Source organism: Burkholderia sp. 4NA327C6 (genome assembly GCF_005502655.1).
GTDB lineage: Bacteria > Pseudomonadota > Gammaproteobacteria > Burkholderiales > Burkholderiaceae > Burkholderia > Burkholderia contaminans.
On sequence record NZ_SCNZ01000009.1, the window covers coordinates 141,331 to 154,599 of the forward strand.

Below are 13,269 nucleotides of genomic sequence, written 5' to 3' on the forward strand. Positions count from 1 at the left end.
GGGTGGGGGAGCCGCGCGCGGCAGTCATGCGCGCGCGGCATTCGCTAAGTCGTTCGTCGCTCAGGCGGCCAGTTCTTCCTTCGCCGCCTTCTTCGCACCGATCTCGCCCAGCGCGCGCTTGTATTCGTGCGGGAACACCTTCACGAACTGGCGGCGCGCCGCGTCCCAGTTTTCCAGCAGCGACTTCGCGCGCGGCGAACCCGTGAACTGGAAATGACGCTCGACGAGCCCCTTGAGCAGCGCTTCGTCCGTCGTGCCTTCGTGCCAGAGCGCGCGATCGACCGTGCGCTCCTGCTCGGCCTGCTGCAGCACCGGCTCGAGCGCGACCATCGACTTGTTGCACTTGGCCGCGAACGTGCCTTCCGGATCGTAGATGTACGCGAGACCGCCCGACATGCCGGCCGCGAAGTTGCGCCCGGTCTCGCCGAGCACGACGACCGTGCCGCCCGTCATGTATTCGCAGCCGTGGTCGCCCGTGCCTTCGACGACCGCCGTCGCACCCGAGTTGCGCACGCAGAAGCGCTCGCCCGCCACACCGCGGAAGAACGATTCGCCTTCGATCGCGCCGTACATCACCGTGTTGCCGCAGATGATGTTTTCCTCGGACTTGCCGCGGAAGTCGTTGGTCGGGCGGATGATGATCCGGCCGCCCGACAGGCCCTTGCCGACGTAGTCGTTGCCGTCGCCGACGAGGTCGAGCGTCACGCCCTTCGCGAGGAACGCGCCGAAGCTCTGGCCGGCCGTGCCCTTCAGCTGGATGTGCACCGCGTCGTCGGCCAGGCCGTCGTGGCCGTGCTTCTTCGCGATCACGCCCGACAGCATCGCGCCGACCGTGCGGTTCACGTTGCGCACCGGCTGGATGAACGACACATGCTCGCCGTTCTCGATCGCGGCCTTCGCCTTCTCGATCAGCACGTGGTCGAGCGCGCGCTCGAGGCCGTGATCCTGCACGTCGACGTGACGCGGCGCGACGTCCTCGCACTCTTCCGGCTGATAGAACACACGCGAGAAGTCGAGGCCCTTCGCCTTCCAGTGCTCGATGCCCTTGCGCGTATCGAGCAGGTCGGCACGGCCGATCAGGTCGTCGAACTTCGCGATGCCGAGCTGCGCCATGATCTCGCGCACTTCCTCGGCGACGAAGAAGAAGTAGTTCACGACGTGCTCGGGCTGGCCCTTGAACTTCGCACGCAGCACCGGATCCTGCGTCGCGACGCCGACCGGGCACGTGTTCAGGTGGCACTTGCGCATCATGATGCAGCCCTCGACGACGAGCGGAGCCGTCGCGAAGCCGAATTCGTCCGCGCCGAGCAGCGCGCCGATCACGACGTCGCGGCCGGTCTTCATCTGGCCGTCGGCCTGCACGCGGATGCGGCCGCGCAGGCGGTTCAGCACCAGCGTCTGCTGCGTTTCGGCGAGGCCGAGTTCCCACGGCGTGCCTGCGTGCTTGACCGACGACAGCGGCGATGCGCCCGTGCCGCCGTCATGGCCGGCGATCACGACGTGATCGGCCTTCGCCTTCGCGACACCTGCCGCGACCGTGCCGACGCCGACTTCCGACACCAGCTTCACCGAGATGCTCGCACTCGGGTTCACGTTCTTCAGGTCGTGGATCAGCTGCGCCAGATCCTCGATCGAGTAGATGTCGTGGTGCGGCGGCGGCGAGATCAGGCCGACGCCCGGCACCGAGTAACGCAGCTTGCCGATGTATTCGGACACCTTGTGGCCCGGCAGCTGGCCGCCTTCGCCCGGCTTCGCGCCCTGCGCCATCTTGATCTGGATCTGGTCGGCCGATGCGAGGTACTCGGCGGTGACGCCGAAGCGGCCCGACGCGACCTGCTTGATCTTCGAGCGCAGCGAATCGCCGTCCTTCAGCGGAATATCGCTGACGATTTCATCGCCGATCACCGACTTCAGCGTCTCGCCCGACTTGATCGGAATGCCGCGCAGTTCGTTGCGATAGCGCTTCTCGTCCTCACCGCCTTCACCGGTGTTCGACTTGCCGCCGATCCGGTTCATCGCGATCGCGAGGGTTGCGTGCGCTTCCGTGCTGATCGAACCGAGCGACATCGCGCCCGTCGCGAAACGCTTGACGATGTCCTTCGCCGGCTCGACGTTTTCGATCGGAATCGCCTTGGTAGGCTCGACCTTGAACTCGAACAGGCCGCGGAACGTCATGTGACGCTTGGTCTGGTCGTTGATCAGGTGCGCGTATTCCTTGTATGTCTGGTACGAGTTGCTGCGCGTCGCGTGCTGCAGCTTCGCGATCGAATCCGGCGTCCACATGTGGTCTTCGCCGCGCACGCGGTATGCGTACTCGCCGCCCGCGTCGAGCATGTCGCGCAGGACCGGGTTGTCGCCGAACGCGTCGCGGTGCAGGCGGATCGCTTCTTCCGCGACTTCGAACAGGCCGATGCCGCCGACCTTCGAGGCCGTGCCCTTGAAGTACTTCTCGACGAGGTCGCTCGACAGGCCGAGCGCTTCGAAGATCTGCGCGCCCGTGTACGACATGTACGTCGAGATGCCCATCTTCGACATCACCTTCTGCAGGCCCTTGCCGACCGCCTTCGTGAAGTTGTAGACGGCCTTCTCCGGCGACAGGTCGCCCGGCAGGCCTTCGGCCATCTTCGCGAGCGTTTCCATCGCGAGGTACGGGTGCACGGCTTCCGCGCCGTAGCCCGCGAGCAGCGCGAAGTGGTGCGTCTCACGCGCGGAGCCCGTCTCGACGACGAGGCCCGTGCTCGTGCGCAGCCCTTGCTGGACGAGGTGCGTGTGGATCGCCGACGTGGCGAGCAGCGCAGGAATCGCGACGTGCTCGGCGTCCGTCTTGCGGTCCGACACGATCAGCATGTTGTAGCCCGACTTCACCGCGTCGACGGCTTCCGCGCACAGCGACGCGAGACGCGCCTCGATGCCTTCCTTGCCCCAGGCGACCGGGTAGCAGATGTTCAGTTCGTACGCGCTGAACTTGCCGCCCGTGTACTGGTCGATCGCGCGGATCTTCGCGATGTCCTTGAAGTCGAGCACCGGCTGCGACACTTCGAGACGCATCGGCGGGTTGATGTTGTTCGTGTCGAGCAGGTTCGGCTTCGGGCCGATGAACGACACGAGCGACATCACCATATTCTCGCGGATCGGGTCGATCGGCGGGTTCGTGACCTGCGCGAACAACTGCTTGAAGTAGTGATAGAGCGTCTTGTTCTTGTTCGACATCACCGCGAGCGGCGAATCGTTGCCCATCGAGCCGACGGCTTCCTCGCCCTGCTGCGCCATCGGCGCCATCAGGAACTTCAGGTCTTCCTGCGTGTAGCCGAACGCCTGCTGGCGGTCGAGCAGCGCGGCGCCCTGCGTGCGGCCGGCCGCGACTTCCTCGGCCTTCGGCTCGATCTCGTCGAGCTTGATTCGCACGGCGTCGATCCAGCTCTTGTACGGCTTCGCGTTCGCGAGGTTGTCCTTCAGTTCCTTGTCGTCGATGATGCGGCCGTGTTCCATGTCGATCAGGAACATCTTGCCCGGCTGCAGGCGCCACTTCTTGACGATCTTCGATTCGGGGATCGGCAGCGTGCCGGCTTCCGACGCCATGATGACGAGGTCGTCGTCGGTCACGATGTAGCGCGCCGGGCGCAGGCCGTTACGGTCGAGCGTCGCGCCGATCTGGCGGCCGTCGGTGAACGCGATCGCGGCCGGGCCGTCCCACGGCTCCATCATCGCGGCGTGGTATTCGTAGAACGCGCGGCGGTTCTCGTCCATCAGCGTGTGCTGTTCCCACGCTTCCGGGATCATCATCATCACCGCATGCACGAGCGGGTAGCCGGCCATCACCAGCAGTTCGAGGCAGTTGTCGAACGATGCGGTATCCGACTGGCCCGGGTAGATCAACGGCCACAGCTTCGGCAGGTCGTCGGCGAGCACGTGCGACGCGATCGCGCCGGTACGCGCGTTCAGCCAGTTCACGTTGCCCTTCACGGTGTTGATCTCGCCGTTGTGCGCGATCATCCGGTACGGGTGAGCCAGTTCCCACGCCGGGAACGTGTTGGTCGAGAAGCGCTGGTGCACGAGCGCGAGCGCCGACACGACGCGCGCGTCCTGCAGGTCGCGGTAGTACACGCCGACCTGGCCCGCCAGCAGCAGCCCCTTGTAGACGATCGTGCGCGCCGACATCGACGGCACGAAGTATTCCTTGCCGTGCTTGAGCTTCAGCGCCTGGATGCGGTGGCTCGCGGTCTTGCGGATCACGTACAGCTTCCGCTCGAGCGCGTCCGTCACCATGATGTCCTTGCCGCGGCCGATGAAGATCTGGCGGATCAGCGGCTCGCTCGCCTTGACCGTCGGCGAGATCGGCATCGCATGGTCGACCGGCACGTCGCGCCAGCCGAGCACCACCTGCCCTTCGGCCTTCACCGTCCGCTCGAGCTCCTGCTCGCACGCGAGACGCGACGCGTTTTCCTTCGGCAGGAAGATCATGCCGACCCCATATTCGCCGGCCGGCGGCAGATTCACGCCCTGCTTCGCCATTTCCTCGCGATAGAACGCGTCCGGAATCTGGATCAGGATGCCCGCGCCGTCGCCCATCAGCGGATCGGCGCCGACCGCGCCACGGTGATCGAGGTTCTCGAGGATCTTCAGACCCTGCTGGATGATCTCGTGGCTCTTCTTGCCCTTGATGTGAGCGACGAAGCCGACGCCACAGGCGTCGTGTTCGTTTTGCGGGTCGTACAGACCTTGTGCGGCGGGCACCGCGGCGAGCGGCTGCTGGTGGTCGTTCATGGGGACACCGTCGTAAAGGGGGCCTGGAGGCCGTTGAACCATTTTCTTGTTGCCGTCGATCCCGCTCCCGACGGGAGACGGCACGGCCGACAGTGGATGGGCATGCTTCGCCCGGGCCACCGGAATTCGGAATATACGCGACGAATCAAAGGAATAGCAACAAAAACCGCTTGATCGAACCCCAATTAAACGGACGCCTCGATCTGGTGCCGTTTTATTGGGGCCGTATCGTTTTGGTGCAAAAAGAAGCGGCGCCCGCAGCGCCGCCTCCTGAACCGCCGTTCCTGCGTTACTGCTGGATCGGCGGCGTGTTTTCACGCACCTTTCTGGGGCGTCCGCGCGGCAGCGGCGACACGCGCCGGTTCGCGGTACGCGCCGCCCACTCGCGGTAATTCTCGCCGCCGAGCACCCAGCCCTTCAACGTCGCCTGCTGCAGCTGGTCGGCCTGCCGCTCGTCGAGCGGCTGTTCGCACAGCTCCTTGTACGCGCGCTGGCGGTCGAACGGCGTATTGCCGAGCGCCCAGTAGAGCGGATGGTCGGTGATCAGGCTGTCGACGGTGAGCCCGACGTGGTGCCGGTAGCTCGACCAGCGATAGGCCTCGGGCGTCGCGACGAGCTGCGCGCGCACCGGGCTCATCTCGACCACGCGGCTCGCGAGCAGGAAATAGCGCTCGCCTTCGATCACGGTCGCGCGATAGCGGCCTTCCCACAGGGTGCCGCGCCGCGAGTAGCGCCGGTTGAAATGCGCGACGTAGCGACGGCCGACGGCCTGCATCGCTTTCGGCAGGCTCGCTTCGTCGCTCGGCGTCACGAGCAGTTGCACCTGGCGCGGCAGCAGCACGTAGGCATGCACCGACAGGTGATGATCGCGTGCGGCGGCCTTCAGGCAATCGATGAAGAGTTCGTAGTCCTGGTCGTCGACGAACGCGGGTTGCTGATCCAGGCCGCGCAGTATCACGTGCTGCGGCTGGTCGGGAACGTAGAGTCGTGCTAACCGTGCCATGCTGAATGTCCGTTTGAACGCGTTAGGAAATACCCGGGGGTCCGAAATGCGCACCTGCGTTGAATCCCTGTCCCCGCTGGGCGCGAAAGCGTACGGTCGTACGAAACCTAGGGAGAAAACTCTAACTTACGAGCTTGTTTGGTTTTAAACGCAGTCGTCATAATGAGCACGCCTTTGATCGGAGGAGACACAATGAAACGAAAACTGGCCATTACGGGGGCCGCAGCGCTCGCATTCACGTTTGCGGGCGGTACGGCACATGCACAATCCGCAGGTGATTTCTACGTCAGCACCGGCTGGTTCCACCTTGCGCCACAGGACAGCAGCGACCCGCTGTTCGTCTACGGCGTAGGCGGCACGCCCATCAACCAATCGATTCCCAACACCGGTGCCGGCATCAACGACGCTGATACGCTTGGGCTCGCAACGGGCTACTTCATCACCGACCATATCTCCACCGAGCTCGTTATGGGGATACCGCCGAAGTTCGACATTACCGGCAAGGGTCAGTTCGAAAGATTCGGCGTACTCGGCCGTGCGTACCAGTGGAGCCCCGCCGTACTGCTGCGCTACCACTTCAACGACGCCAACGCGAAGTTCCGTCCGTATGTCGGCATCGGCGCGACGTACGTCTGGTTCACCGGTGCAAAGATCACGAACAGCAGCTTCGAGAACGGCGTGCTCGGCGGCCCGACCAGCGCCACGACCAGCAACCAGTGGGCGCCTGTCTTCAACGCCGGCTTCACGTACAACTTCACGAAGCACTGGTTCGCAGGCCTGTCGCTCTCGTACATCCCGGTCAGCGTGACGGCGACCTTTACGACGGCCCGCCGGACGCCGGTCGGCACACTGACGGAAACGTCGAAGGCCCACATCTCGCTGAACCCGATCGTCACGTACCTGAACGTCGGCTACCGCTTCTAAGCGTAGTCGAATATTTGGGGAATGGTTAATCCTGCTGCAATTTGTAGCGGATTTTTCCTGGCGTAACGTCTCCACGATGCAAAACGCCCCGGCGGAAATCCCGTCGGGGCGTCGTTTTTTCGCGTCAGGCACGTTCCGCGCAAGGGTTTCGCCGGGCGCTGGCGCGGCTCACGCCGTGGCCGGGGCCGTCAGACAACGTCGATGTCGTCCAGCGCATCGGGCGCGATCAGGTCGATGCGGTCCGTGCAGACGGCATCGACGCCCCAGCGCGCGAGTTCGCGTGCCCGTTCGAGGTCGTTCACCGTGTAAACCAGGATGCGCAGCCCGGCAGCCTTGATCGCGCGCACGAGCGGTTCGTCGAGCCGGCTGTGGTCTGCATGCAACGATACGCAGGCCAGCGCATCGATCACCTGCGCATGCCAGTCGTCCGGCACGACTTCGTAGAGCATCCCGCGCGGCAGGCCCGGCACGGTCGCGCGCGCCTGCTGCAATGCGTCGAACGAGAATGACGACAGCAGCGGCGCCACGGCGGCATCGCGCCAGTACGCGGCCGCGTCGGCCGCCACGCGCCGCCCCGTTTCGCGCTCGCGCCCGGGGCACGGCTTGATCTCGACGTTCGCGGCCAGCCCGTGCGCGATGCAGCGCGCCGCGGCCGCCTCGAGCGTCGGCATCCGTTCGCCCGCGAAGCGCGCATCGCGCCACGCGCCCGCGTCGAGCGCGGCCAGCGCCGCATAACGCATGCCCGCCGCCGCTCCGTGGCCGTTCGAGGTCCGGTCGACCGTGTCGTCGTGCAGCAGGAACGTCACGTCGTCGGCCGACAGCTTCGCGTCGAACTCGACCATCCGGTGACTGCGCCGCGCGCCCTCGTCGAGCGCGGCAAGCGTGTTCTCCGGCGCGAGCGTGCCGCCGCCGCGATGAGCGACGACGCGCGGATAGGGCCAGTCGGTACGGGTGATCATCGTCGGTCTCTCGGCGGATGCAGCGGTTTCAGCCGGCACGCTTGCCGGTCTCGGGATCGAAGAAATGCAGCCGGTGCGCAGGCAGCGCGGCCGCCAGCGCCGTGCCGCGCGCGGGGCGATCCGCGTGCGGCAGGCGCACCGCGACGTCGTGATTGCCCCAGCGGCCGTGCGCGAGATTGTCCGCGCCGAGCAGCTCGCACGAATCGACCGGCAGCGTCGCCTGGGCGACGCCCGGCTGCGGCGTCATGTGTTCCGGCCGCACGCCGAGAACCCAGTCGCGCCCGACGGCGATCTCGCGGCCGATGCCGGGCGCGCCGGAGACCGGCAGCGCGGGGCCGCCGCCCGCGACCGTGAAGGTCGCACCGTCTTCCGACAGCCGGCCGTGCATCAGGTTCATCGCGGGAGAGCCGATGAAGCCCGCGACGAACACCGTCGCCGGTTTCTCGTACACGTCGACCGGCGCACCGATCTGTTCCGCGTAGCCGCGGTTCATCACGATCACGCGCTGCGCGAGCGTCATCGCCTCGATCTGGTCGTGCGTCACGTACACGCTCGTCGTCGCGAGCCGCGCATGCAGCCGCTGGATCTCGAGCCGCATCTGCACGCGCAGCTTCGCATCGAGGTTCGACAACGGCTCGTCGAACAGGAACACCGACGGCTCGCGCACGATCGCACGCCCCATCGCGACGCGCTGCCGCTGGCCGCCCGACAGCTCGCGCGGCCGCCGCGCGAGCAGCGGCTCGAGTTCGAGGATCTTCGCGGCCGCCGCCACCCGCGAGTCGATCGTCGCGCGCTCGATCCCGCGGATCTTCAACCCGTAGCCCATGTTCTGCGCGACCGTCATGTGCGGGTACAGCGCATAGTTCTGGAACACCATCGCGATGTCGCGATCCTTCGGCTCCAGCGCGTTGACGACGCGCTCGCCGATCGCGATCTCGCCGTCCGTCACCGTCTCGAGCCCCGCGATCATCCGCAGCAACGTCGACTTGCCGCAGCCCGACGGGCCGACCAGCACGATGAATTCGCCGTCGGCAATCTCCACGTCGATGCCATGCAGCACGTGCTGCTTGCCGTCGTAGGATTTCCTGACGCCCTTCAAGCTCAGCGCAGCCATTCTTGGTCTTTCTCCCGGTTGCCGTCCGTCATTCATTTCTCGGAATCGACGAGGCCGCGCACGAACCAGCGCTGCATCGCCAGCACGACGACGAGCGGCGGGATCATTCCCAGCAGCGTCGCCGCCATCACGTATTGCCATTCGGTCGCGGCGTCGCCGCTCGCGATCATCGTCTTGATGCCCACCACCGCCGTCGACAGCGAAGCCTCGGTCGTGATCAGGATCGGCCACAGATACTGGTTCCAGCCGTAGATGAACGTGATCACGAACAGCGCCGCGATGCTCGTCTTCGACAGCGGCAGCACGACGTCCCAGAAGAACCGCAGCGGCCCCGCGCCGTCGATGCGCGCGGCATCCATCAACTCGTCGGGCAGCGTCATGAAGAACTGGCGGAACAGGAACGTCGCGGTCGCCGATGCGATCAGCGGCAGCGTGAGCCCCGCGTAGGTGTTCGTCAGATGCAGCGTCGACACGACCTGCACGGTCGGGAAGATCCGCACTTCCACCGGCAACATCAGCGTGACGAAGATCAGCCAGAACGCCGTGTTGCGGAACGGGAAGCGGAAATAGACGATCGCGTACGCGGACAGGATCGACACCGCGATCTTGCCCACCGCGATGCCGAGCGCCATCGCGAAGCTGTTCACCAGCAGGCGGCCGAACGGCGCCGTCGTGCCGCCGCTGCCGTGCCCCCAGATGTACGCGACGTTCTCGAACAGGTGCGTGCTCGGCGCGAGCGACAGCGGCACCGTGAACACTTCCTGCGCATTCATCGTCGCCGCGCAGAACGCGACGTAGACGGGAAACACGATCAGCACCACACCCGCGATCAGCACCGCGTGGCAGAACAGGTCGAAGCCCTTGCGATTTTCGATCATGCGTATTGCACCCTGCGTTCGACGAAGCGGAACTGGATCACCGTGAGTCCGACGACGATGATCATCAGCACGACCGACTGCGCACCCGAGCTGCCGATGTCGAGCCCCTGGAAGCCCTCCGCGAAGATCTTGTAGATCAGCGTCTTCGTGCTCTGCGCCGGGCCGCCGCCGGTGGCTGCGTCGATCACCGGGAACGTGTCGAAGAATGCGTAGACGAGGTTCACGACCAGCAGGAAGAAGCTGGTGGGCGACAGCAGCGGCAGCACGATGTTGAAGAAGCGCCGCACCGGCCCGGCGCCGTCGATCGCGGCCGCCTCGATCAGCGAGCGCGGGATCGCCTGCAGGCCCGCGTAGAAGAACAGGAAGTTGTAGCTCACCTGTTTCCACACCGACGCGAGCACGACCAGGATCATCGCCTGGCCGCCGTTCAGCGCGTGGTTCCACACGATGCCGCTCTTCGCGAGCGCATAGGTGATCAAGCCGATGCTCGGGTTGAACAGGAATGCCCACAACACGGCGGCGATCGTCGGCGCGACCGCATACGGCCAGATCAGCAGCGTGCGGTACACGCGCGCGCCGCGAATCACGCGATCGGCGCACGCGGCGAGAATCAGCGACACGACCAGTCCGCTCACCGTAACGAGTGAACTGAACACCAGCGTCGTGCGGAACGAATCGAGATACAGCGGATCGGCGAACAGGTGCGTGAAGTTCGCGAGGCCGACGAATTCGCTCGACGTGCCGAACGCGTCCTGCATCTGCGTCGACTGCCACAGCGCGACGCCGGCCGGCCACAGGAAGAACACGGCGGTGATCGCGAGCTGCGGCGCGATCAGCAGGTACGGCAACAGGCTCGTACCGAAACGGGAACGGGATTGCATCGCGGATATCCGGTCAGGCGCAACGGAAAGGTGGCCGTGCCGCCGGCCGGCGCGTGCATCCGGGCAGGATGCGACGCGGCCGGCGGCACGGTGCGATGCGGGCTCAGCCGCCCGACTTCTCGAAGCGGCGCAGCAGTTCGTCGCCGCGCGACGCGGCCGAATCGAGCGCGTCCTTCGGCGACTTCTTCTGCGCCCAGACCTGTTCGAACTCCTCGTCGACCACCGTGCGGATCTGCGGCATGTTGCCGAGACGCAGCCCCTTCGTGTACGGCAGCGGCGGCTTGTTCAGCATCTGCTTGATCGCGGTTTCGGCGCTCGGGTTCTTCGCGTAGAAGCCCTGCTGGCGCGTGAGGTCGTACGCGGCGGTCGTCACGGGGAGGTAGCCCGTGTCCTGGTGCCATTTCGCGGCAACCGCCGGGGAGGCCACGAACGCGAGGAATTTCGCGACGCCCTTGTAGGTCGCCGGATCCTTGCCCGCCAGCACCCACAGGCTCGCGCCGCCGATGATCGCGTTCTGCGGCGCACCCTTCACGTTCGCGTCGTACGGCATCATGCCCGTGCCGTAGCTGAACTTCGCGAACTTCTGCACGTTCGCGAGCGCGCCCGACGACGTCGTCAGGATCCCGCAGTCGCCGCTGTAGAACTTCGCCGACGCTTCATCCTTGCGGCCCGCGTACGTGAACGTGCCGTCCTTCGCCATCTGCTGCAGGAACGAGACGTGTGCGATCTGCTGCGGCTTGTTGAACTCCAGAACGGCGTCGGCGCCGTCGAAGCCGTTGTTGCGGCTCGCGAACGGCAGCCCGTGCCACGCGCTGTAGTTCTCGAGCTGGATCCAGCCCTGCCAGCCGGTCGTGAACCCGCATGCCATCCCCGACTTGCGCAGCTTCTCGGCATCGGCCTGCACGTCGGCCCACGTCTTCGGCGGCTGGTTCGGGTCGAGGCCGGCCTTCTTGAACGCGTCCTTGTTGTAGTACAGCACCGGCGTCGAGCTGTTGAACGGCATCGAGACGAGATGGCCCGTCTTCGCGTCGCTGTAGTAGCTCGCGATGGTCGGCACGAACCCTTTCTCGTCGAGCGGCACGCCGGCCTGCTTGAACACGTCGTAGACCGGCACGACGGCCTTCTTCGCCTGCATCATCGTGGCCGTGCCGACTTCATAGACCTGGAGGATCGCCGGCGCGTTGCCGCTGCGATAGGCGGCGATGCCGGCCGCGAGCGCCTGGTCGTAGGTGCCCTTGAATACCGGCACGATCTTGTAGTCGCTCTGCGACGCGTTGAACTGGTCGGCGATCGCATTGACCCGCTCGCCGAGCGCGGCTTCCATCGCATGCCAGAACTGGATTTCCGTCGCGGCGAGCGCCACGTGCTGTGCCCCGAACATCAGCGCGCCGCCGAGCGCGATCGAACGAACCAGTGTCCCCGCAGGCTTCTTCTTCATCGACCTCTCTCCTATGAAAACGTTACCAACAGCGTGTGCAACATTTCCGTCGCCATTGAACCGGCGAAGTCTAGTGATCGTTTGTGACAGTCAGTTGTCGCTGATGACGAACAGGCGCTGATATTCCTTCAGCGCGAAGCGGTCGGTCATGCCGGCGATGTAGTGCGCAACGAGGCGCGGCTGCTGCGCGGCGTCGTCGGACTGGTAAGGCGGCGGCAGCAGGCGCGGATCGTCGATGAACGCATCGAACAGACCGGTGACGACGCGCTGCGCCTTGCTCGCCATGCGCATCACCTTGTAGTGGCGATAGAGGTTCTTGAAGAGGAAACGCTTGAGGGCGGCCGCCTGTGCGGCGACAGATTCGCTGTGCGACACGAGCGGCGGCGCGGCGCGCACGTCGTCGAGCGACGCGGGCGCGACGCGCGCGAGATTGCGCGTGGTTTCGTCGATCAGGTCGACGATCAGCGTGTTGATGATGCGGCGCACCGTCTCATGCACGAGGCGGCGGCCTTCGAGATTCGGGAATTCGGCGAGCGCCGCCTCGTAGTGGCGCTGCCACAGCTCGACTTCCGCGAGTTGCCCGATCGTGATCAGGCCGGAACGCAGGCCGTCGTCGACGTCGTGGTTGTTGTACGCGATCTCGTCCGCGATGTTGGCGAGCTGCGCTTCGAGCGACGGCTGGCGGCCCTGCAGGAAGCGCTCGCCGAGTGCGCCGAGCTTGCGCGCATTCTCGCGCGAGCAGTGCTTCAGAATGCCTTCGCGCGTCTCGAAGCACAGGTTCAGTCCGTTGAACGCGCCGTAGTGCTCCTCGAGCTCGTCGACGACCGCCAGGCTCTGCAGGTTGTGCTCGAAGCCGCCGTGGTCGCGCATGCAGGCATTCAGTGCGTCCTGCCCGGCATGGCCGAACGGCGTATGGCCGAGGTCGTGCGCGAGCGAGATCGCTTCGACGAGATCCTCGTTCAGGCGCAGGTTGCGCGCGACCGAGCGCGCGATCTGCGCGACTTCGAGACTGTGCGTGAGGCGTGTGCGGAACAGGTCGCCTTCGTGATTGACGAAGACTTGCGTCTTGTATTCGAGCCGGCGGAACGCGGTCGAATGGACGATGCGGTCGCGGTCGCGCTGGAATTCGGTGCGCGCCGCCGGCGGTGCTTCCGGATGGCGACGGCCGCGCGACTGCGACGCGTGTGCGGCATACGGAGCGAGATGGGCTTCCAGCGCCGCCAGCGTCGGCGGCTCGGCAACCGGCGCAACGGATGCGCGACCGGCTTCGGGCAGTGTGCTGCTGGATGTCTCGCTCACGTCTCCTCC

9 protein-coding genes are annotated in these 13,269 nt (G+C 65.8%); 1 reads left to right on the plus strand and 8 read right to left on the minus strand.

What is annotated here, in order from left to right; all coding sequences use genetic code 11:
- Positions 1–60: 60 nt before the first annotated feature.
- Both FFS49_RS12165 and FFS49_RS12175 read right to left on the minus strand, forming a co-directional pair.
- On the minus strand, positions 61–4,764 hold the full coding sequence (locus tag FFS49_RS12165) for a glutamate synthase-related protein (RefSeq protein ID WP_039366715.1): 4,704 nt from the start codon (positions 4,762–4,764) through the stop codon (positions 61–63).
- Positions 4,765–5,053: 289 nt separating this feature from the next.
- Complete coding sequence (locus FFS49_RS12175) at positions 5,054–5,767, minus strand: transposase (RefSeq protein WP_006477151.1); 714 nt, start codon at positions 5,765–5,767, stop codon at positions 5,054–5,056.
- A 192-nt stretch (positions 5,768–5,959) separates the two neighbouring features.
- On the opposite strand from FFS49_RS12175, the gene FFS49_RS12180 reads away from it, so the two are divergent.
- On the plus strand, positions 5,960–6,691 hold the full coding sequence (locus FFS49_RS12180) for an OmpW family outer membrane protein (RefSeq protein ID WP_039366719.1): 732 nt from the start codon (positions 5,960–5,962) through the stop codon (positions 6,689–6,691).
- Between the two features lie 188 nt (positions 6,692–6,879).
- On the opposite strand, the gene ugpQ is transcribed toward FFS49_RS12180, so the two are convergent.
- The 6 genes from ugpQ to FFS49_RS12210 all read right to left on the minus strand — a co-directional run bounded on the left by ugpQ (position 6,880) and on the right by FFS49_RS12210 (position 13,236).
- A complete protein-coding gene (ugpQ, locus tag FFS49_RS12185) occupies positions 6,880–7,650 on the minus strand; it encodes a glycerophosphodiester phosphodiesterase (protein WP_105816457.1) in 771 nt (256 codons plus the stop codon).
- A gap of 28 nt (positions 7,651–7,678) precedes the next feature.
- Entirely contained in the window at positions 7,679–8,764 is a 1,086-nt protein-coding gene (locus FFS49_RS12190) for a sn-glycerol-3-phosphate import ATP-binding protein UgpC (RefSeq protein WP_039366725.1), read from the minus strand.
- Positions 8,765–8,796: 32 nt separating this feature from the next.
- Positions 8,797–9,642 carry a sn-glycerol-3-phosphate ABC transporter permease UgpE gene (gene ugpE / locus FFS49_RS12195; protein ID WP_105816455.1) on the minus strand — a complete coding sequence of 282 codons (846 nt, stop codon included), beginning with the start codon at positions 9,640–9,642 and terminating at the stop codon, positions 8,797–8,799.
- A complete protein-coding gene (gene ugpA, locus FFS49_RS12200) occupies positions 9,639–10,523 on the minus strand; it encodes a sn-glycerol-3-phosphate ABC transporter permease UgpA (protein ID WP_105816454.1) in 885 nt (294 codons plus the stop codon). Before ugpA ends, ugpE begins: the two co-directional genes overlap by 4 nt.
- A 103-nt stretch (positions 10,524–10,626) precedes the next feature.
- Positions 10,627–11,961 carry a sn-glycerol-3-phosphate ABC transporter substrate-binding protein UgpB gene (ugpB, locus tag FFS49_RS12205; protein ID WP_105816453.1) on the minus strand — a complete coding sequence of 445 codons (1,335 nt, stop codon included), beginning with the start codon at positions 11,959–11,961 and terminating at the stop codon, positions 10,627–10,629.
- A 90-nt stretch (positions 11,962–12,051) separates the two neighbouring features.
- Positions 12,052–13,236: a deoxyguanosinetriphosphate triphosphohydrolase gene (locus tag FFS49_RS12210; protein ID WP_224756009.1), complete on the minus strand. Its 1,185-nt coding sequence runs from the start codon at positions 13,234–13,236 to the stop codon at positions 12,052–12,054.
- Positions 13,237–13,269: the final 33 nt, after the last annotated feature.